At 67.5% G+C, this 20,840-nt stretch carries 19 protein-coding genes and 2 tRNA genes; 7 read left to right on the top strand and 14 right to left on the bottom strand.

Going from position 1 to position 20,840, the window contains the following annotated elements:
• Together RU01_RS20990 and recG are read right to left on the bottom strand one after the other, a co-directional pair.
• The coding region (locus RU01_RS20990; RefSeq protein WP_042576519.1) for a pyruvate carboxylase at window positions 1–2,269 on the bottom strand (2,269 nt) is incomplete at its 3' end.
• 178 nt (window positions 2,270–2,447) lie between these two features.
• Entirely contained in the window at window positions 2,448–4,676 is a 2,229-nt protein-coding gene (gene recG, locus RU01_RS20985) for an ATP-dependent DNA helicase RecG (RefSeq protein ID WP_042576518.1), read from the bottom strand.
• A gap of 252 nt (window positions 4,677–4,928) precedes the next feature.
• Between recG and rpmB the strand changes: the two genes are divergently transcribed.
• Both rpmB and RU01_RS20975 read left to right on the top strand, forming a co-directional pair.
• The gene (gene rpmB, locus RU01_RS20980; protein ID WP_042576517.1) at window positions 4,929–5,120 is read left to right on the top strand and encodes a 50S ribosomal protein L28; all 192 of its coding nucleotides are present in this window, start codon (window positions 4,929–4,931) and stop codon (window positions 5,118–5,120) included.
• Between the two features lie 91 nt (window positions 5,121–5,211).
• Window positions 5,212–5,997, top strand: a complete 786-nt coding sequence (locus RU01_RS20975; protein ID WP_042576547.1) for an enoyl-CoA hydratase/isomerase family protein — start codon at window positions 5,212–5,214, stop codon at window positions 5,995–5,997.
• Window positions 5,998–6,000: 3 nt separating this feature from the next.
• On the opposite strand, the gene RU01_RS20970 is transcribed toward RU01_RS20975, so the two are convergent.
• The 4 genes from RU01_RS20970 to RU01_RS20955 are packed head-to-tail and all read right to left on the bottom strand — an operon-like array spanning window position 6,001 to window position 8,657.
• Window positions 6,001–6,669: a uracil-DNA glycosylase gene (locus tag RU01_RS20970; protein ID WP_042576516.1), complete on the bottom strand. Its 669-nt coding sequence runs from the start codon at window positions 6,667–6,669 to the stop codon at window positions 6,001–6,003.
• Window positions 6,666–7,187, bottom strand: coding sequence for a gamma carbonic anhydrase family protein (locus RU01_RS20965; RefSeq protein WP_042576546.1), 522 nt, complete (start codon window positions 7,185–7,187; stop codon window positions 6,666–6,668). The genes RU01_RS20970 and RU01_RS20965 overlap by 4 nt, the downstream gene beginning before the upstream one ends.
• A 37-nt stretch (window positions 7,188–7,224) precedes the next feature.
• Window positions 7,225–7,725: a GNAT family N-acetyltransferase gene (locus RU01_RS20960; RefSeq protein WP_231568795.1), complete on the bottom strand. Its 501-nt coding sequence runs from the start codon at window positions 7,723–7,725 to the stop codon at window positions 7,225–7,227.
• A complete protein-coding gene (locus tag RU01_RS20955; protein WP_042576515.1) occupies window positions 7,710–8,657 on the bottom strand; it encodes a thiamine-phosphate kinase in 948 nt (315 codons plus the stop codon). The genes RU01_RS20960 and RU01_RS20955 overlap by 16 nt, the downstream gene beginning before the upstream one ends.
• A 138-nt stretch (window positions 8,658–8,795) precedes the next feature.
• On the opposite strand from RU01_RS20955, the gene RU01_RS20950 reads away from it, so the two are divergent.
• Window positions 8,796–9,368 (top strand): DUF3515 domain-containing protein, encoded by a 573-nt coding sequence (locus tag RU01_RS20950; RefSeq protein ID WP_042576514.1) that lies wholly within the window; start codon window positions 8,796–8,798, stop codon window positions 9,366–9,368.
• A 7-nt stretch (window positions 9,369–9,375) separates the two neighbouring features.
• Here RU01_RS20950 and RU01_RS20945 read toward each other — a convergent pair whose 3' ends face one another.
• Window positions 9,376–10,467, bottom strand: coding sequence for a D-alanine--D-alanine ligase family protein (locus RU01_RS20945; RefSeq protein ID WP_231568794.1), 1,092 nt, complete (start codon window positions 10,465–10,467; stop codon window positions 9,376–9,378).
• Window positions 10,468–10,520: 53 nt separating this feature from the next.
• A complete protein-coding gene (locus tag RU01_RS20940; RefSeq protein WP_042576513.1) occupies window positions 10,521–11,519 on the bottom strand; it encodes an NAD(P)H-dependent glycerol-3-phosphate dehydrogenase in 999 nt (332 codons plus the stop codon).
• 139 nt (window positions 11,520–11,658) lie between these two features.
• Here RU01_RS20940 and cofC point away from each other — a divergent pair, with 139 nt between their 5' ends.
• From cofC to RU01_RS20925, 3 genes are read left to right on the top strand one after another with little or no spacing between them, the layout of a single operon-like run.
• Window positions 11,659–12,354, top strand: a complete 696-nt coding sequence (cofC, locus tag RU01_RS20935) for a 2-phospho-L-lactate guanylyltransferase (protein ID WP_042576512.1) — start codon at window positions 11,659–11,661, stop codon at window positions 12,352–12,354.
• Window positions 12,355–12,396: 42 nt separating this feature from the next.
• Complete coding sequence (locus RU01_RS20930) at window positions 12,397–14,631, top strand: RNA degradosome polyphosphate kinase (protein WP_442970580.1); 2,235 nt, start codon at window positions 12,397–12,399, stop codon at window positions 14,629–14,631.
• 10 nt (window positions 14,632–14,641) lie between these two features.
• On the top strand, window positions 14,642–15,577 hold the full coding sequence (locus RU01_RS20925) for an NUDIX hydrolase (protein ID WP_042576511.1): 936 nt from the start codon (window positions 14,642–14,644) through the stop codon (window positions 15,575–15,577).
• A gap of 70 nt (window positions 15,578–15,647) precedes the next feature.
• On the opposite strand, the gene RU01_RS20920 is transcribed toward RU01_RS20925, so the two are convergent.
• The 3 genes from RU01_RS20920 to leuC form a co-directional block, all read right to left on the bottom strand.
• Window positions 15,648–16,346 carry an HU family DNA-binding protein gene (locus RU01_RS20920; RefSeq protein WP_042576510.1) on the bottom strand — a complete coding sequence of 233 codons (699 nt, stop codon included), beginning with the start codon at window positions 16,344–16,346 and terminating at the stop codon, window positions 15,648–15,650.
• Window positions 16,347–16,513: 167 nt separating this feature from the next.
• The gene (gene leuD / locus RU01_RS20915; protein ID WP_042576509.1) at window positions 16,514–17,116 is read right to left on the bottom strand and encodes a 3-isopropylmalate dehydratase small subunit; all 603 of its coding nucleotides are present in this window, start codon (window positions 17,114–17,116) and stop codon (window positions 16,514–16,516) included.
• A gap of 41 nt (window positions 17,117–17,157) precedes the next feature.
• A complete protein-coding gene (gene leuC / locus RU01_RS20910) occupies window positions 17,158–18,576 on the bottom strand; it encodes a 3-isopropylmalate dehydratase large subunit (RefSeq protein ID WP_042576508.1) in 1,419 nt (472 codons plus the stop codon).
• A gap of 94 nt (window positions 18,577–18,670) precedes the next feature.
• Between leuC and RU01_RS20905 the strand changes: the two genes are divergently transcribed.
• On the top strand, window positions 18,671–19,372 hold the full coding sequence (locus RU01_RS20905) for an IclR family transcriptional regulator (RefSeq protein WP_042576507.1): 702 nt from the start codon (window positions 18,671–18,673) through the stop codon (window positions 19,370–19,372).
• Window positions 19,373–19,527: 155 nt separating this feature from the next.
• Here RU01_RS20905 and RU01_RS20900 read toward each other — a convergent pair.
• The 3 genes from RU01_RS20900 to RU01_RS20890 form a co-directional block, all read right to left on the bottom strand.
• Window positions 19,528–19,600, bottom strand: a tRNA-Glu gene (locus RU01_RS20900).
• Window positions 19,601–19,687: 87 nt separating this feature from the next.
• Window positions 19,688–19,759, bottom strand: a tRNA-Gln gene (locus RU01_RS20895).
• A gap of 87 nt (window positions 19,760–19,846) precedes the next feature.
• Window positions 19,847–20,833, bottom strand: a complete 987-nt coding sequence (locus RU01_RS20890) for a YihY/virulence factor BrkB family protein (RefSeq protein ID WP_042576506.1) — start codon at window positions 20,831–20,833, stop codon at window positions 19,847–19,849.
• Window positions 20,834–20,840: the final 7 nt, after the last annotated feature.

Genomic DNA, 20,840 nt, shown 5'->3' with positions numbered 1-20,840 from the left:
CGTCCACAGCATCCGCCCCGGCCTCCCACGCCGCCAGATACGTCGCCAACTGACCACCCGGAGTGTCGTGGGTGTGCACGTGCACCGGCAGATCGAAATTCTTCCGCAGCGCCGACACCAACGTCGCCGCCGCCGGCGCCCGAAGAAGCCCCGCCATGTCCTTGATCGCCAACACGTGCGCCCCCGCGTCGACGATCTGCTCCGCCAGCCGCAGGTAGTAGTCGAGGGTGTAGAGCTTCTCGTCGGGATTCGACAGGTCACCGGTGTACGACATCGCCACCTCGGCGATCGTCGTTCCCGTCTCGCGGACCGCGTCGATCGCCGGGCGCATCTGATCGACGTTGTTCAGCGCGTCGAAGATGCGGAAGATGTCGACACCCGTCGCCGCCGCTTCCTCGACGAACGCTGTCGTCACCCGCTCCGGGTACGGGGTGTACCCGACGGTGTTACGCCCGCGCAGCAACATCTGCAGGGCGATGTTCGGCACTGCCTCCCGCAGTGCCGCCAACCGCTCCCACGGATCCTCGTGCAGGAACCGCAACGCCACGTCGTACGTCGCACCGCCCCAGCACTCGATGGACAACAGTTCGGGGGTGGTGCGTGCGACGTAGGGGGCGACCATCAACAACCCGGACGTCCGCACGCGTGTCGCCAGCAGTGACTGGTGGGCGTCACGGAACGTGGTGTCGGTGACTCCCAACGCCTTTCGCTGACGCAGATCGCGGGCGAAGCCTTCCGGGCCGAGTTCGAGCAACCTTTGGCGTGATCCGTCGCGCGGTGCGACGGAAAGGTCGATGTCGGGGAGCTTGTCCTGCGGGTACACGGTGCTGGGGCGTTCACCGTGCGGCTTGTTCACCGTCACGTCCGCGAGGTAGGTGAGGATCTTGGTACCGCGATCGCCGGACGACCGCGCCGTCAACAGCTCTGGTCGCTCCTCGATGAACGACGTCGTGACGTTGCCCGCACGGAAGTCCTCGTCCTGCAGAAGTCCCTGCAGGAAGCCGATGTTCGTCGAGACACCGCGGATGCGGAACTCCGCCAACGCCCGCCGCGACCGCGCCACCGCATCTTCGAACGTGCGTCCACGACAGGTCAGCTTCACCAGCATCGAGTCGAAGTACGCCGACACCTCCGCACCCAGCGTGGTCCCGCCGTCGAGACGGATCCCGGCACCGCCCGGGGTCCGGTACGCGGTGATGCGGCCGGTGTCCGGGCGGAACCCGTTCGCCGGGTCTTCGGTCGTGATGCGGCACTGCATCGCCGCACCGCGGATTCGGATGTCTTCCTGCCGCAACCCGAGATCCTCGAGGGACTCCCCCGAGGCGATCCGCAACTGCGACTGCACCAGGTCGACATCGGTGATCTCCTCGGTCACCGTGTGCTCGACCTGGATCCGCGGATTCATCTCGATGAACACATGATTGCCGTCCCGGTCCACCAGGAACTCCACCGTGCCCGCACACGAGTACCCGATCTTCCGCGCGAACGCCACTGCGTCACTGCACAACCGGGCACGCAGTTCATCCGAGATGTTCGGCGCCGGCGCCAGCTCGACCACCTTCTGGTGACGCCGCTGCACCGAGCAGTCCCGCTCGAACAGATGCATCACGTTGCCGTGGGTGTCCGCGAGGATCTGCACCTCGATGTGGCGCGGCTCGACCACCGCCTGCTCCAGGAACACCGTCGCATCACCGAACGCCGACTCCGCCTCCCGCGCCGCCGCCTCGATCGCCTCTCGCAACCCCGACGGCTCCGCGACGCGCCGCATCCCGCGGCCACCGCCGCCGGCGACCGCTTTGACGAATACCGGGAACGTCATCGACTCCGACGCCGCCACCAACGCATCGACATCCGTCGACGGCTCCGAGGACGCCAACACCGGCAGCCCGGCATCCTTCGCCGCCGCGATCGCCCGCGCCTTGTTGCCCGTCAGCTCCAGCACCTGCGCCGACGGGCCCACGAACGTGATGCCCGCCTCCGCGCACGCCGCCGCCAACTCCGGATTCTCCGACAGGAACCCGTACCCCGGGTAGATCGCGTCGGCACCCGACCGCTTCGCCGCATCGACGATCAGATCCACCGAGAGGTAGTTGCGGACCGGATGGCCCGGCTCGCCGATCTCGTACGCCTCGTCGGCCTTGGTCCGGTGCACCGAATTGCGGTCCTCGAACGGGAACACCGCCACCGTCTGCGCCTCGAGTTCGTACGCCGCACGAAACGCTCGGATCGCGATCTCGCCGCGATTGGCCACCAACACCTTGGAGAACATTCCGGTAAACCTACCTTCAGGACGGCGCGGGAGAGGGTCATGACTTGTCCAGATATGAGACGCCGGGATCGTAGCGCCGATCACGGTCACGCCGCCCGTACCGGTCATGCAGATGTGTCAGGGACCTGATTCTCCGCGGACCGGCACATGAGTCGGGTTCGCGAGTCGGCGACGATCATCACGCCTTGTCCAGATACGACACACGGGTGGCATCGACGGCGGATCGCATCATCGCGGCGAGTCCGGGGTGCTCGACGAGTCCGGGATCGCGCTCGACGACATCGCGAGCGAACTCCTGCGCCGCCGTGATGATGTCCAGGTGGTCGAGCAGTGAGAGCAGCCTCAGCGTCGTCGTGGTTCCGGACTGCGCGGCGCCGAGCACATCGCCCTCTCGCCGTTGCCGCAGATCGAGCACGGCGAGCTCGAAACCGTCCGTCGTCGCGGCGACGGCGTCGAGTCGGGCGTAGGTCGGCGACGCCGGGCTCAGTTCGGTGAGCAGGATGCACAGACCCTGGTGCCCGCCTCGTCCGATGCGGCCGCGGAGCTGATGCAGCTGGCTGACGCCGAATCTGTCCGCGTCGACGATCACCATGACCGTGGCGTTGGGTACGTCGACACCGACTTCGACCACCGTCGTGCAGACGAGTACGTCGATGTCGCCGGCGTTGAATGCCGACATGACGGCGTCCTTCTCCTCCGTCGGCAAGCGGCCGTGGAGCAATCCGACCCGCACGTGGGACAACGCCCCGGCGCTCAACGCCTCGTAGACGTCCACCGCCGACGCGGTGTCCGGTGTGTCCTTGCCTGCGTCGTCGGGCTTCTCGTCGCCGATCCTCGAGCACACCACGTACGCCTGACGCCCCGCGGCGACCTCCTCGGAGATGCGACTCCACGCCCGGTCCACCCACGCCGGCTTGTCCTTGGCCGGCACGACGCTGGTGCGGATGGGAGCACGTCCGCGCGGGAGCTCACGAAGGGTGGACGTCTCGAGATCACCCAGCGTCGTCATGGCGATGGTCCGCGGGATCGGAGTGGCCGTCATGACGAGCAGGTGGGGACTCACACCGTCTCTCGCCTTGGCCCGCAACGCGTCTCGCTGCTCGACCCCGAAGCGGTGCTGCTCGTCCACGACCACCATGCCCAGATCGAAGAAGGACACGGTGTTCTGGATGAGGGCGTGCGTACCGATGACGATGCCGGCGTCCCCGGTGACGATCGCCAACAGTGCGGCACGTTTGGCAGCCGTGGACATCGACCCGGTGAGGAGGACGACACGGGTCGCCTTGTCCGGCGCACCCAGTTCGCCTTCCGTCGCCAGCGGCCCCAGCTGGGCGCTGATGGACCGGTAATGCTGTGCGGCAAGCACTTCGGTCGGAGCGAGAAGGGCGCACTGCAATCCGGCGTCGATCACCTGCAGCATCGCTCGCAGCGCCACGATCGTCTTGCCGGAGCCCACCTCGCCCTGCAGCAGCCGACTCATCGGACGCGACCGGGTGAGATCCTCTCCGATCTCCTGCGCGACATCCTTCTGGCCCTCGGTGAGCTCGAACGGCAGCATCGAGTCGAACGCGGCCGCCACGCCGTCGGCGACCGGTGGGCACGCCGGCGCGGTGCGGACGGACACCGAGTGACGTCGTTCCGCCATCACCAACTGCAGGGCCGTCGCTTCGTCGAAACGCAGCCGGTAGCGAGCGCGCTCGATGTCGTCCTCGGACTCGGGAAAGTGGACGATCCGCAGCGCCTCGTCCAGACCGGTCAAGCCGTGCTCGGTGCGCACCGACTCCGGAAGCGGATCCTCGACAGGGTCGAGTTGGTCGAGCACCTGCCGTGCACAGCGGAGGAAGGTCCAGCTCTCGACTTCCCGCGTCGCCGCGTACATGGGGAGGAACGGCAACGCGAGCATGGACATGTTGACGGCGCCGGAACTGTCCGTCGCGCCGCGGGCCATCCCTGCCAGCTGCCCACCGCCGTGGGTCGTGCCGACGAGGTCGTCCTCGTCGTCGGTCAGCATGAGGTAGCCGGGGTGGTTCAGCGACCAGGACGTCCTGAACCATTTGACGGTGCCGGAGAACATCGCGCGCGAGCCCGTGGTGATGTTGTGGCGCACCTTGTGACCGTTGAAGAAGGTGGCCGACACACTCTGGCCGTCGCAGTCGAGGACTACCTTGAGCATGTGGCCCTTGCGTTGACGCATCGGAACGAGATCGGCCTTGGCCACCGTTCCGACGACGGTGATGCGTTCACCGTCCTCCGGGTCCTTGCGCGCCAGTCCCTGCCCCTGGGTGACGTATCGGAACGGGTAGTGGCGCAGGAGATCCTCGACGGTCTGCAGCGAGAACGAGTCGGCGAGCGGTCCGGCTACCTTGGTTCCGAGTACGTGGTCCAGCCGGTCACCGAGTTGGACCACTGCATCGCTCCGTCCTGCCGTGCGCCCCACGCCGTGCGGGTGCCTACGATCCTTCCATCAGCCGGCGACAGACATGGCGTGCCGGACCGGTTTGGACTCACGGCACTCGGACCGCTAGTCTTGCAGGGTTGCGTCTGACGCGTCCGGCATGTCCGGAGGTGCCGGGCGCAGTTGTACGAAGATCTTGCCCTGCTCCAGACGCGGTCTCCATCGCGCTCTGGTTTCACCTCGAATACCAAGGAGTTCGCGACTATGGCTGCCGTCTGCGACGTATGCGCCAAGGGACCCGGCTTCGGTAAGTCGGTTTCGCACTCGCACCGCCGTACCAACCGTCGCTGGAACCCCAACATCCAGACCGTCCGCGCGCAGGTCGCGCCGGGTAACTCTCGTCGGCTCAATGTGTGCACCTCGTGCCTCAAGGCCGGCAAGGTGGTCCGGGGCTGACGTTCCCGCACGATTCATCTCTGCCTCGATGCCCCGGTACTTCGGTACCGGGGCATCGTCGTGTTCCGCGACTCTGTTCTATGGTCGGACGATGACCGATCCTTCTGCCACGCCCCCGCTCGTGTCTCTCGACGACGGCGTGTTGTCGATCCGCATAGCAACCCCTGCCGGAGGCAACGTCCTCGACGGGAACGCCATGAGCGAGGGCGCCGCAGCACTGGCAGACCTCGACGACTCGGTCGGTGCGGTGCTGCTCGTGGGAGCCGAGGCCAATTTCTGCGCCGGCGGGAACGTGCGCGCCTTCCATTCCGCACCCGACCGCAGTGCGTTCGTCCGGTCGCTGGCCGAGAGCTTCCACGACTTCGTCCGCGCGCTGACCGCAGTCCCCGTGCCCGTGATCGCAGGTGTCCCCGGGTGGGCCGCCGGCGCCGGCATGTCGCTGGTCTGCCACGTGGACATCGCCATCGGAGGACGGTCCACTCGACTTCGGCCCGCGTACCCCGCCCTCGGTTTCACACCCGACGGCGGTCTCACCTGGGCTCTGCCGCGCATCGTCGGTATCCGACGCGCACGGGACATCCTGCTGAACGACTCCGTCCTGGGGTCGGACGAGGCCTTCCGGCTCGGACTGCTCACGCGCCTGGTCGGCGACGACGTGATCGCCTCGGAAGCCGAACGGCTCGCCCGGTCGCTGGCCGCCGGCCCCACGAGCGTCACCCGAGCCACCAAGCGACTCCTCCTGGCATCGGATTCCGCGACGCTGTCCGATCAGCTCGACGCCGAGACCGACTCCATCTCCGCGATGGCGTCGACGCCGAACGGTATCGAAGGCGTCGACGCGTTCGTCGAGAAGCGGCGCCCGTCCTTCGGTCGGTGACCGTCAGTCCAGTCTCCAGTCGACGGGCTCCTCGCCCAACGCGACGAGGTTATCGTTCACCGAGCTGAACGGGCGCGATCCGAAGAAGCCCCGCGACGCCGACAGCGGAGACGGATGGACCGACTCCACCGTGGGAATCGATCCCAGCAACGGTTTCGCCGTGGCCGCGTCGCGGCCCCAGAGAACGGCCACCAACGGTTTTCCGGGGCGGTTCGCCAGTGCTGTGATCGCGTGCGCGGTCACCGCTTCCCACCCTTTGCGACGGTGCGATCCCGCCTGGCCCGGCTCCACGGTCAGCACCCTGTTCAGAAGGAGCACTCCCCGATCGGCCCACGGTGACAGGTCACCGGTGGACGGCGTCGGGAAGCCGAGGTCGGCGGTGTACTCGGTGAAGATGTTCACCAGGCTGCGCGGCACCGGCCGCACGTCGGGAGCGACCGAGAAGCTCAGTCCGACCGCGTGTCCCGGCGTCGGGTAGGGGTCCTGGCCGAGAACGAGGACGCGAACGTCCTCGAACGGCCGGGTGAAGGCTCGCAGGACGTCGGCGCCGTGCGGGAGATACCCACGCCCGGCGGCGTTCTCGGCGCGCAGGAAGTCGCCCATCCGGGCGATGTCGTCGGCGACGGGAGCGAGCGCGGCGGCCCAACCCGGATCTGCGACGGGCGCCGTCATCGAATCTCGCGGAGCGCGTCGCGGTAGTAGTCGGCGTTGGCGCGGTACATCGCGACGTTCCTCTCGACATGGCCCTCCGCCACCACATGTCCCTCCCGTACGCGGGCCGGAACACCCAGCGCCATGGCGCGTTCGGGCACCACGGCGTCGAACGGCACCACGGCGCCCGCCCCGACGACGGCACCTCGACCGACGGTCGCCCCGTTCAACACGACCGAGCCGGACGCGATGAGGCACGAGTCCTCGATGATCGCGCCCTCGACGTGTGCGTTGTGCCCGACGACGCAGCCCGCGCCGATGACGGTCGGGTGAATCGGCGTGCAGTGCACCACCGTGCCGTCCTGGATGTTCGTGTTCTCCCCCACGGAGATGGTTCCGTAGTCCCCGCGCAGCACGGCACCGGGCCATACCGACACGCCGGCCGCGAGAGTCACCGCTCCGATCACGACGGCGTCGGGATGGACGTAGGCGGTCTCGTGGATGTCGGGTTCGCGATCACCGAGTGCGTAGACGGTCATGACTGCCAGCATGACATCACCCGCGGCGACGGTGTCGTCAGCGGTGGAGTTCCTTGGCCATGCACACCGACTGGTCCTCGTCGCGGTACAACCCGAACTTCGGTACCAACGGCGTGTATCCACTGGAGGTGTACAGGCCGATGGCTTCCGGTTGGCGCAGTCCGGTTTCCAGGACGAGCCGTCGTCGTCCCGCGGTGGCCGCCGTCTGCTCGATGGCAGCGAGGACCGCCCTCGCGACGCCGAGCCCTCGCGCGTCGGCGCGGACGTACATGCGTTTGATCTCGGCATCGCCGGGGCGCAGGCCTACCGCCTCGGGACCCCCGCCCTCGTGCACTCGCCATCCACCCATTCCGACGACGGCCCCGTCCCGGACGGCTTTCAGGATCACTCCGGCGGGCGGGAGGAATTCCGCCACGTCGAGAGGCGTCTCGTCGGGACCGCCGTACCGACGCACGTACTCCTGCTGCACCTCGTCGATCATGGCGACGACGTCCTCGTCGTCCAGGCGTGTCGAAACGACGCTCAGAAACTGGTCCACGCGGACGACCCTTTCCACGTCTCGCCGTCGACCGTCACGCCCGATCCTGCGTGGACCGACCCGATGACGTGCCAACTCGCCGGAACATCGCCCGGAGCGAACGTCGCCAGGAGGACGTGGTCCTCGCCTCCGGACAGTGCCCACTCGACGGCGTCCTTGCCGAGCACCGTTGCTGCGCGGCGCATCTCGTCGGTGACGGGCATCGCCTCGGACCGGATGTCGAGGCGGACGGCGGAGGCGGAGGCAAGGTGCGCGGCATCACCGACGACGCCGTCGGACACGTCGCACATCGCGGACGCCCCTGCCCGTGCGGCGAGCGGGCCGTCTGCGGGATCGGCGGTCGGAACCCGATGCGCTGCACGGAGATCCGGGAAGTCGCCGTTGCCCGCACGATACGACGCCAGGCCCGCGGCCGACTGCCCGACGACTCCCGACAGTGCGAGCACGTCCCCGACGCGTGCGCCGGACCGAACGACCGCCGAGCGGCCTTCGAGATCGCCGAGTGCGGTGATCGACAGCACCAGACGTTCTCCCCCGGTCACGTCGCCGCCCACGATGGACGCGCCGACACGGCCGGCCTCCTGCCACAGCCCGTCGGTGAGTCGATCCAGATCTGCCACGGCCGTGTCCGACGGGCAGGACATCGACACCAGGAACCCGGTGCACCGAGCCCCCATGGCGGCGATGTCGGCTGCGTTCTGCGCGATCGCCTTCCGTCCCACGTCGTGGTGATCGGACCAGTCGAAACGGAAGTGTCGACCCTCCACGAGCATGTCGGTGGTGACCACGACTCTGCCGTCCGGAGCGTCGACGACGGCAGCGTCGTCACCCGGACCGATCGACACGGATGCAGGCCACGTGCGTCCCGCGGTGGCGCGGGCTATCAGGGCGAACTCTCCGATGGCCGCGACGGACGGTTCGTGGTCGGACAACTCGCACCTCTCGCTGGGAAACGGACACCGGCGCCGACGGAGCGCAGCGTGCTGCCGGAAAGCCTACGGCTACCGCGCGGGTAACGTTTTCCCGAGACCACCGTTCGCGGACAGATGCCACGAGATGAGGAACGACGCATGACGCAGGACCAACCGTCGGTGACCGACGAGTCGGCGACGGGCCTGCATCCGGCGCTCGTCGCGACCGCGATCGCACTCCCGGTCGCACTGGTCGTCGGCGTCCTGGTGGCAGCGGTGATGGCGAACAGCACTCCCGTCCGTGAGCCGGTTGCGGTCGGCGCCGTTCCCGCTCCACTGTCCGAGAGCACGCAGTGCGCGGATCTGCTGGGCGCGTTGCCGGACTCGTTCGACACGTTCTCGCGGGCCGAGATGGTCCAGCCAGCACCGCCGGGGGCAGCCGCGTGGCAGTCGGACGAGACGACGGAGCCGATCGTGCTCCGGTGCGGACTCGACAGGCCGCTCGAATTCGACCAGGCCGCACGACTCGACGTCGTGGACGGCGTCCAGTGGTTCCAGATCTCGGGCGCCGACCAGGGACTCACGGCGAGCACCTGGTACGTCGTCGACCGGGCTGTCTACGCGGCAGCCACGATCCCGGACGGAACGGGACCGACACCGATCCAGGCGTTGTCGGCCGCGGTCACCGCCGCGCTCCCCCAGACGCCCCTCGATCCCGCGCCGATCAACTAGCCTTTTACTAGCGCAGTCCGGTTCCGCGGGCGAGAGCGGTGTCGACGAGCGTGCCGACCAGGTCGGAGTACTCGACGCCGGTGGCTCCCCACATGCGCGGGTACATCGAGATGGCGGTGAACCCGGGCATCGTGTTGATCTCGTTGATCACCGGGCCGTCCTCGGTCACGAAGAAGTCGACGCGAGCCAGACCCTGCAGGTCCAGAGCGGCGAAGGCGCGGACGGCGATGTCGCGGATGCGATCGGCCACACCGGACTCCAGCCTCGCGGGAATGTCGAACTCGCAGACGTCGTCGAGGTACTTGCTGTCGAAGTCGTAGAACGCCGCCTCGGTACCGGCGTCCTCGGGCATCCGGATCTCGGCGATCGCGCTGGCGCGCACGGTGCCGTCCGGCATCTCGAGAACACCGCATTCCACCTCGCGCCCGACGATGCCGGACTCGATGACCACCTTCGGATCATGCTCCCGCGCAACGGCTACGGCGTGATCCAGTTGCTCCCAGTCGGTGATGCGGGTGATACCGATCGACGACCCGCCGCGTGCGGGTTTGACGAAGGCCGGGAGTCCGATGAGGGACCGCTCGTCGTCGGTGAGGGTCGACCGGTCCCGGCGCAGAACGATCTGGGTGCCTACCGGCAGGCCCTCGGCCGCGAGAAGCTTCTTCGTGAATTCCTTGTCCATCGCGGCCGCGCTCGCCAGGACGCCGGGTCCCACGTAGGGCACTCCCGCCACCTCGAACAGACCCTGGACGGTTCCGTCCTCGCCGTACGCACCGTGCAGGACGGGGAAGACGACATCGACGTCCGCGACGACCTCACCGGACTCCACCCGCGTGATCCGACCGGGACTGCGAGGGTCGACACCCAGTGCGAGCGGTGCGGCGTCGGCCACGCTGGGGAGTGTCCGGTCTCGGATGCGCAGGGACTCGAGGTCCGACGTGCCCTCCACCCAGGTGCCGTCCCGGGTGATACCGACGGGAATCACGTCGAAGCGGTCGGAGTCCAGTCGGTGCATGACGCTTCCGGCGGACACGCAGGACACGGAGTGTTCGTTGCTGCGTCCGCCGTACACCACGGCCACCTTGATGCGATCGTTCACGGGAGAACCGTACCGGCGACCCGATCGGTCGGCACGACGCGGATCGCCGACACTCACTCGGGCTTGTGTCGACGCCCCAGCAGCGAGTGCACCGCGTCGGGCACGGACAACCCCTCGTGGCAGACGCGGTGGACCGCGTCGGTCAGCGGCATTTCCACGTCGTACGCCTCGGCGAGCGCCCGAATCGATGTGCAGGACTTCACACCTTCGGCGACCTGACCGTGCGCCGCTTCCTGCGCGCTCTCCAGCGAACCACCGGATCCGAGACGTTCGCCGAAGGTGCGGTTCCGCGAGAGCGGTGACGAGCACGTGGCCACCAGGTCCCCCACTCCCGCGAGCCCGGCGAGCGTGGAGGGATTCGCGCCGAGAGCGACGCCGAGGCGAGTGACCTCGGCGAGCCCGCGGGTGATGATGCTCGCTACCGAGTTCTCCCCGAACCCGACGCCCGCCGCCATGCCGCAGGCGAGGGCAATCACGTTCTTGCACGCACCGCCGATCTCGCAGCCGATGACATCGGAGTTGGTGTACGGCCGGAAGTAACTCGTGGCACAGGCCGACTGGAGCGCGATCGCCCGATTCGAATCGGGGCACGCGATGACGGTGGCGGTCGGCTGCTCGGCGGCGATCTCCTTGGCCAGGTTGGGGCCCGACAACGTGCCGACGCGGCTGGGATCCGCGCCGGTCACCTGACAGATCACCTGCGACATGCGCATCAACGTCCCGGTCTCGATGCCCTTGGCGAGCGAGAGCAACGTGACGTCCGATCCCATCAGCGGCGCCCACTCGGCGAGGTTGGCGCGCAGGGCCTGGGACGGCACGGCGAGGATCACCGTGCACGCGCCGTCCAACGCTTCCGCGGCGTCGTGCGTCGCACGGATGGCCGGCGGCAGGTCCACGCCGGGCAGATAGTCCTCGTTGCGGTGCTTGCTGTCGATGGACCTCGCGAGTTCCTCGCGCCTGGCCCACATCGTCACCTCGGTGCCCGCATCGGCCAGAACCTTGGCGAATGCGGTTCCCCAGGAACCGGAACCGAGCACCGCTGCCTTCACCATGGCCGAGCCTTCCGTCGTTCGTCGTCACTGTGGGCCGCCCGGAACGTGTCCCGCCGCGGGCCCTGGCGGCTCACAGTAACCATGTCCGAGGCCCGCCGAACGAAGTCTGCAGTAATGCCGACTGGCAGGATCGACGCTCATGAGCACGCCCAGTCCCATCCCGACCGACATCGAGCCCCGGCCCGGTGTCCATCTGGTGCTCGCGGTCAAGAATCTGGTGGATGCCAAGAGCCGCCTGGCCACCACGTTTCCCGGACAGGAGCGCGCCGAGCTGGTTCTGGCGATGCTGCGGGACACCCTCGAGGCAGCATCGGCCGCGGAGGCGGTCACGGGCTGGTCGGTGGTGACTCCCGACGCCCGCGTCGCCCGCATCGCGGAATCGCTCGGCGGCCGCACCGTGTCCGAACCGGAGTCGGCGGGACGCACGACGGTCGAACGGCTCAACAGAGCACTGTCGGCCGCGGACGACGACGTGCGTCACGCCCACGGCGGTGACGTCATCGCGCTGCAGGCAGATCTTCCCGCCCTCACCACGGCCGAACTGGTGCAGGCGTACGCTGCCGCACCTCCCGACACCCGGTCGGTGGTCGTCGACCACACGGGAACAGGAACGTCCGCGCTGATCGTGCGTGGCCACCCCCGACGCCTCGAACCCCGGTTCGGGCCCGATTCCGCTACCCGCCACGTCGATTCGGGCGCCCTGCCGCTGGCCGGCGAGTGGCCCGGACTGCGACTCGACGTCGACACCGCCGACGATGTCCGCGCGGCGCTCGCACTCGGCGTGGGGCCACACACCACGCGAGTTCTCGCCGAGCTGGGGTGGCGGGGAGTGTGACGGCGGAACTCGCGTCCGGTCGACTACTCACCGGAGCCGCGAGTGGGGGATGATCGACGCGTGAACAACGAGGCGATCGAGAAACTCCCCCCGGCCACCGCGCCGGAGAAGACCACCGAGCCCGCCGCCGACGAGTCGAGCGTGCCGCACGACGGCCGTCGCCCGTCCGCACCCACCGCCCCACCGGCGGCGACGTCGGACACTCCGGTCCCCGTCGATCTCCTGCCGGAGGACCGTTACCTCAATCGCGAATTGAGTTGGCTGGACTTCAATTCTCGAGTTCTGGCCCTTGCCGAGGATTCCTCGCTTCCGCTTCTCGAGCGCGCGAAGTTCCTCGCGATCTTCGCCAGCAACCTCGACGAGTTCTACATGGTGCGTGTCGCCGGGCTCAAGCGTCGCGACGAGACCGGACTGTCCGTGCGCTCGGCGGACGGACTGTCTCCGCGCGAGCAACTCTCATTGATCGCCCGGCGCACCCAGGAGATCGCGGATCGCCACGCCCGCACCTTCATCGACCGCATCCTGCCGGAGCTGGCGAACGAGGGCATCTCGGTCATCCGGTGGTCGGAAGTGACCACCGACGAGCGGGCGCGGCTCACCCAGCACTTCACCGAGCAGGTGTTCCCGGTGTTGACACCGCTCGCCGTCGACCCCGCCCACCCGTTCCCGTACATCAGCGGCCTGAGCCTGAACCTTGCTGTCACGGTCAAGGATTCGACCACCGGCGGCGAGCACTTCGCTCGTGTCAAGGTGCCGGACAACGTCGATCGGTTCGTCCAGCTGCGACGCGGTGACGCACCGGCCATTCCGGCATTCCTCCCCATGGAGGAGCTCATCGCGGCTCACCTCGACGTTCTGTTCCCGGGACTGCAGATCGTGGAGCATCACGCGTTCCGCATCACCAGGAACGCCGATTTCGAGGTGGAGGAGGACCGCGACGAGGACCTGCTGCAGGCGCTCGAGCGCGAGCTCGCCCGACGCCGTTTCGGCTCCCCCGTGCGCCTCGAGGTCGCCGACGACATGACCGAGCACATGCTCGATCTCCTGCTCCGCGAACTCGACGTCGATCCGGGTGACGTGATCCAGGTGCCGGGACTGCTGGACCTGTCGTGCCTGTGGCAGATCTACGGCGTCGACAAGCCCGTACTGAAGGACGCACCGTTCGTCCCGGCCACGCACCCCGCTTTCGGCGAACGTGAGACTCCGCGCAGCATCTTCTCCACGGTGCGTGACGGCGACGTACTGCTGCACCATCCCTATGACTCGTTCTCCACCAGCGTCCAGCGATTCATCGAGCAGGCCGCCGCCGATCCCCATGTGTTGGCGATCAAGCAGACCCTCTACCGGACGTCCGGTGACTCCCCCATCGTGAACGCCCTGATCGCCGCCGCCGAGGCGGGCAAGCAGGTGGTGACGCTCGTGGAGATCAAGGCGCGCTTCGACGAGCAGGCCAACATCGCCTGGGCGCGCAAGCTCGAGCAGGCCGGGGTGCACGTCGTCTACGGCCTGGTCGGCCTCAAGACGCACTGCAAGACCTGCCTGGTCGTGCGCCGTGAAGGGTCGACCATCCGCCGCTACTGCCATATCGGCACCGGCAACTACAACCCCAAGACTGCGCGCCTGTACGAGGACGTAGGTCTGATCACCGCGTCCGACGAGATCGGCGCCGATCTGACGGACCTGTTCAACTCCCTCACCGGATACTCGCGCAAGGAGCACTACCGCAACCTCCTGGTGGCTCCGTTCGGCGTCCGGGCCGGCATCGTGGAGCGCATCGAGGCCGAGGTTCGTGCCCACCAGGAGGGCAAGGATGCACGCATCCGCCTGAAGGCCAACGCTCTCGTCGACGAACAGGTCATCGACGCGCTGTACTGGGCCTCCACCCAGGGCGTCCGCGTCGAGGTCATCGTGCGCGGCATCTGCGCCCTGAAGCCCGGTGTGCCGGGTCTGAGCGAGAACATCGAGGTCCGCTCCATCCTCGGACGGTTCCTCGAGCATTCGCGAGTGCTGCATTTCAAGGCTCTCGACGAATTCTGGATCGGCAGCGCGGACATGATGCACCGCAACCTCGATCGCCGCGTGGAAGTGATGGCCCAGGTGAAGGATCCGCGCCTGTCCGATCAGCTGAACTCGGTGCTCGATTCCGCCATGGACGTGACGACGCGGTGCTGGGTGTTGCAGTCCGACGGGGCGTGGACAGCGTCACCGGCCGGCGGTGAGAAAGTCCGCGACCACCAGGTGTCCCTGATGCGGCAGCGCCGCTACACCGGTTCGTGAGGGTGGGGCGATGAGCACGTCGCGTGGAGGCCGCGACATCGAACCGATCGCGGCGGCCGGTGCGGTGCTGTGGAGGGCGTCGGCCTCCGGCGACGAACCTGTCGTCGCGCTCGTGCACCGGCCGCGCTACGACGACTGGTCGTTGCCGAAGGGCAAGGTCGAGGCCGACGAGGTTCCGGCGGTCGCCGCGGTGCGAGAAGTACACGAGGAGACGGGTTTCCGCTGCGTTCTCGGCCACAGCCTCGGAAGTACCACCTACACGATTCCGCGATCGAAGAAGACGAAGCACGTGGACTACTGGGCCGCGCGCGTGACCGACGGCGAGTTCGCCGTCAACGACGAGGTCGACGAACTGCAGTGGCTCACCCCGGCCGAGGCTCGGGAACTGGCCACCTACGACGCCGATCGCGACGTCGTGGGCCGGTTCGCCCAGAACCCCGTACCCACCAGTACCGCTGTGCTGGTGCGTCATGCACGGGCCGGCAGCAAGGCGCGCTACAAGGGTGACGACGCCGAGCGGCCGCTCGACAGCGTCGGGGTGCGGCAGGCAGCTGCGCTGGTGCCGCTGATCCAGGCGTTCGGTGGCACGGACGGATTCACCGCCGAGCGGACCCGGTGTATCCAGACCATCGCCCCGTGGGCCGAGTCCGTCGGTGTGGACCTGACCCTCGAACCGACACTGACCGAGGAAGGCTACGCGCGCGACCCGGACAGAGGTCGCCGCCGCGCGAGGGAGATCGCGGGCGACGTGACCGGTGTCCCGGTGATCTGCAGTCAGGGCAAGGTCATTCCCGACCTCATGCAGTGGTGGGCCGACAGCGACGGAATCGAGCTCAGTCGGACCCGCTCGCGCAAGGCGAGCGTCTGGGTCCTGAGTTTCGTCGGAGGCGTTCTGGTGGCCGCCGACTACACCGACTCACCGCTCCCCCGCCGCACCGACTCCTAGCTGTCACGACCGCGACGAGCCCCGGTCCGTGAGGACCGGGGCTCGTCGGCGTATCGGGGTCGAGCGAAGGTTACTTGCGCGCAGTACGTTTCGCCGGAGCCTTCTTGGCCGGAGCCTTCTTCGCCGGTGCAGCCTTCTTCGCGGGAGTGGTCTTCTTGGCCGCGGTCTTCGCCGGAGCCTTCGTGGCCGTGGTCTTCTTCGCGGCCGCGGTGGTGGTCTTCTTCGCAGCGGTCTTGGCGGGCGCCTTGGCTGCCGTCGTCTTCTTGGCGGCGGTCTTGGCGGGCGCCTTGGCTGCCGTCGTCTTCTTCGCTGCAGTCTTGGCAGGGGCCTTGGCGGGAGTCTTGGCCGCGGTGGTCTTCTTCGCTGCGGCAGTGGACTTCGCCGGCGCCTTCGCGGGTGCCTTGGCCGGAGTCTTCTTGGCGGCTGCGGTCTTCTTCGCGGGAGCGGCGGATGCGCCACGCTTCACGGCGGGTCCGGTGGCGGACAGCTTCTGTCCACCGGCGATGACGGCCTTGAACTGAGCACCGGGACGGAAGGCGGGAACCGAGGTCGGCTTGACCTTGACGGTCTCACCCGTGCGCGGGTTGCGAGCGACGCGAGCAGCGCGACGACGCTGTTCGAAGACGCCGAATCCCGTGATGGTCACCGACTCCCCGCGGTGCACGGCACGCACGATGATGTCCACGATGTTCTCGACTGCGTCCGTGGCGGCGCGACGATCCGCACCGGTTTTCTCGGTCAACGCATCGATGAGTTCGGCCTTGTTCATCGGTATTTCCTCCGGTAACTGATTGGCCCGTCGTCGGACCGACTGAGTACCACGGTAAACCGGAAATGCCGAGTAGTCCACGAGCCACGCCAAATCGGTGTGTTAGCCGTAAACGTCGCGGACACAATGAGTGTCGCGCAACGGCCGCGGAGAGACCCGGAGAATTGCTAACGACCGGGGGCCGGAAGCGTCACCGGCTTCCATTCCGGGCGGGACTTCTCGAACTCGGAAATGGCCTCTACCTGGCGCAACGTCAGTGCGATGTCGTCCAGACCCTCGAGCAGACGCCACCGGGTGTAGTCGTCAATATCGAAGCGCACCACCAGGGTTCCGGCGCTGATCGTCTTCGTTTCCAGGTCGACCGTCAGTTCGAGACCGGGCTGCTCGTCGAGCAATTTCCACAGCAGTTCCACATCGGATTGCTCGACAACGGCGGCGAGAAGGCCCGCCTTTCCGGCGTTTCCGCGGAAGATATCGGCGAATCTGGAGGCGATGACGACCCGGAAACCGAAGTCCGAGAGCGCCCACACGGCGTGCTCGCGCGAGGACCCGGTACCGAAATCCGGACCCGCTACGAGAACCGAACCCCGGTCGAACGGAGCAACGTTGAGGATGAAGCCGGGGTCGGTGCGCCACCCGGCGAACAGACCGTCCTCGAAACCCGTTCGGGTGACTCGCTTGAGATAGACGGCCGGGATGATCTGATCGGTATCGACGTTGCTGCGACGCAACGGGACGCCGATTCCGGTGTGAGTGGTGAACGATTCCATGATGCGATCCTTTTCGGCAGCAGTACGCGAGAATGGTCGGGTCAGGTCAGATCCGCGGGAGCGGACAGACGTCCGCGTACCGCGGTCGCCGCGGCGACCGCGGGAGAGACGAGGTGGGTCCGACCACCTTTGCCCTGTCGCCCTTCGAAATTGCGGTTCGACGTCGACGCCGACCGCTCACCGGGGGCCAGTTGATCCGGGTTCATCCCGAGGCACATCGAGCACCCCGCCTGACGCCATTCCGCGCCTGCCGCGACGAAGATGTCGCCGAGCCCCTCGTCCTCGGCCTGTGCACGGACTCGCATGGATCCCGGAACGACGAGCATGCGCACCCCGTCGGCCACCGTGCGACCCTCCAGGATCTTCGCTGCGACGCGGAGATCCTCGATCCGGCCGTTGGTGCAGGAACCGAGGAAGACGGTGTCCACGGAGATCTCCCGCAACGGCGTTCCGGCGGTGAGACCCATGTAGGTGAGCGCCTTCTCGGCCGACTGGCTCTCACCCTCGTCGACGATGTCCGCCGGATCCGGCACCGAGGCGCTGAGCGGAGCGCCCTGCCCCGGATTGGTGCCCCAGGTGACGAACGGTGTCAGCGCCGACCCGTCGATACGAACTTCCTTGTCGAACACCGCGCCCTCGTCGGTCACCAACGTCGACCATTCCGCGACGGCGCGGTCCCACAGTTCACCCGTCGGCGCATGCGGTCGACCCTGGATGTAGTCGAAGGTGGTCTGGTCGGGGGCGATCATCCCGGCACGGGCGCCCGCTTCGATCGACATGTTGCAGATGGTCATCCGCGCTTCCATCGACAGCTTCTCGACGGCCTCGCCGCGATATTCGATGACGTAGCCCTGGCCACCGCCGGTACCGATCTGCGCGATGACGGCCAGGATGAGGTCCTTGCTGCCGACGTCGTCGCCCAGTTCACCGTCGACGGTGACCGACATGGTCTTGAACGGGCGCAGCGACAGGGTCTGCGTGGCCAGGACGTGTTCGACCTCGCTGGTGCCGATTCCCATTGCCAGAGCGCCGAATGCGCCGTGGGTCGAGGTGTGGCTGTCTCCGCAGACGACGGTCGTTCCCGGCTGGGTCAGTCCGAGCTGCGGTCCGATGATGTGCACGATGCCCTGATCGATGTCCCCCATCGAGTGCAGGCGGATACCGAATTCCTCGCAGTTGCGTCGCAACGTGTCCACCTGGGTGCGAGACACGAGATCGGCGATCGGCTGGTCGATGTCGACGGTCGGGACGTTGTGGTCCTCCGTGGCGATGGTCAGATCGGGCCGGCGGACCGGTCGGCCGGCCAGACGGAGTCCGTCGAACGCCTGGGGGCTGGTGACCTCGTGCACGAGGTGGAGGTCGATGTAGACGAGATCCGGCTTGGTCGCATCTCCTTCGCCGCCTCCGCGGACGACGACGTGCTGATCCCAGACCTTCTCTGCGAGCGTCTTCGGTGCCATGACTGCTACCTCTCCCGATACATCGAGCATCCGTGATACGTCGAGCAGCGATCCACACGCACCATCTCACGATGCGAGACGCTAGTATCGCTACATGGGACAGCATAGCGGCATCGGCGTTCTGGACAAAGCAGTGAGCGTGCTGCACGCGGTCTCGACGCAGCCCTGCAGCCTCGCCGACCTCTGCGCGCACACCGGTCTGCCCCGCGCGACCGCTCACCGGCTGGCGGTGGGACTCGAGATCCACCGGATGCTCGCCCGTGACAGCGACGGCCTGTGGCGACCCGGACCCGCCTTGGCGGAACTTGCCGACACCGCGGGCGATCCCGTCGTCGAGGCCGCGTCGACGGTGCTGCCCAGATTGCGCGAGATCACGGGCGAGAGCGTGCAGGTGTACCGGATCGACGGCACCGTCCGGGTGTGTGTGGCGGCCATGGAACCGCCGACGGGTCTGCGCGACACAGTGCTGGTGGGTGCCCGACTTCCGCTCACCGCGGGCTCCGGCGCCAAAGTCCTTCTCGCATGGGCCGACCCCGCCCTGCAGCGTGCCGTCCTTCCCGACGCCGCGTTCGGAGAGCGAGTCCTCGCGGACGTCCGCCGACGGGGATGGGCTCAGAGTGCCGCGGAGCGGGAAGCGGGTGTCGCGAGTGTCGCCGCTCCCATCCGTGGGCGCGACGACCGAGTGGTGGCAGCGATCTCGGTGTCGGGGCCGATCGACCGGATGGGGCGACGGCCGGGGGTCCGATGGGCGGAAGATCTCCTCAAGGCCGCGGACGCCGTGCACAAGCGCCTGTAGAGGCCGGAGCGAACACCCCTGCCACGTACCGCACACCCCCTGCGGCGTGCGGCGGAGGGTGTGCGCCCACCAGACGGGGTGTGCACTCCGCACACGTGGAACCCCGGAAACGACTCGAGGACCACTGCGCATCGCAGTGGTCCTCGAATACTCTGTAGCCCCGACGGGATTCGAACCCGCGCTACCGCCTTGAGAGGGCGGCGTCCTAGGCCGCTAGACGACGGGGCCAGGAACTTGCCGTGTTATTCATTTCTGTGGAGCAACCGGGAGAGCGTAACCGGCCGAGAGCATCCGACAAAATCGGGTGTTTCTCTGCTGGGGTACCAGGACTCGAACCTAGAATGGCGGTACCAGAAACCGCTGTGTTGCCAATTACACCATACCCCAATGGCCTGTTCCGGCATGCTTCTCCGGACCGTTTCGGGCCGTGGAGAACACTACCAAACACCATGCCCGAATCACCAAATCGGCTGGTCAGCGGGCTGGATCCGCCACCGGCTCGCCTCCGGGCTCACCGAAGGTCACGTCGATCTCCTCGAAACCCTTGCTCTTCTGCGCCTCGGCGGCCGCCGTGTATGCGTCGCGGTCGCCGTCGGTCAGCTCGACGTTGTCGGTGAACGGCGTCAGTAGCGACCGAGGGTGCAACCGGTCCGCCCGCACCACGTTCACCTCGATGCACAGCACCAGGACGATGGACGCGACGTACAGGAACGCCAGGAGGCCGAGCACGATGGCGAAGACTCCGTTGGTCGTGTCCGCTCCCCCGACCACACTCTGGACGTAGTACCCGCCGAAGGTCTGGAGTGCCTGCCACAACAACGCAGCGATCAGGGCGCCGGGGAGGACCTGCTTCACCGTCACCGCCCGCGGTGTTCCCAGCCGGAAGGCGACGACGAACGTGGCGGTGTTGAGCACGATCGCCGCAATGGTCACGAACACCTGGGCAATGGTTCCGAAGAAGCCCGCGGCGTTGAATCCGTTGAGCACTGTCACACCGATGACGGCGGTTCCCACGGTGACCAGGAGTCCGAGGCCCCGCACCCGGGCCCTGATCGGGTCGGGGCGCTCGTTCTTGGGCACCGACCACGCCACGTTCATGGCGTTCTGAGCTGCGACGGCAACACCGAGGCCGCCGTACAGCGACCCCAGGATGCCGATGACGATGGCGCTGGAGCCACCGCTGAGTTTGTCCGGCTGACCGAGTTGCTCACCGATCAACGGGATCTGACTCATCGCCGAGTCGATGATCCGCTGCTGCAACTCGGGATTGCCGACGAGCACGATGCCGAGCACCGTGGAGAAGAGCAGGAGCAAGGGGAACAGCGAGATGAACCCGAAGTAGGCGATCAGGGCCGCGAGGTAGCCGCCCTGATCGTCGAAGAACTTGTAGAAGACGGCCAACGGGAAGCCGACAGCGGGATGACGCTGCTGGAACCGGTCGATCCTGTCGGTGATGCTCATTGCCGAT

This window comes from Rhodococcus sp. MEB064 (genome assembly GCF_000834565.1).
GTDB lineage: Bacteria > Actinomycetota > Actinomycetes > Mycobacteriales > Mycobacteriaceae > Rhodococcoides.
This window is presented reverse-complemented; position numbering and strand designations above follow the sequence as displayed.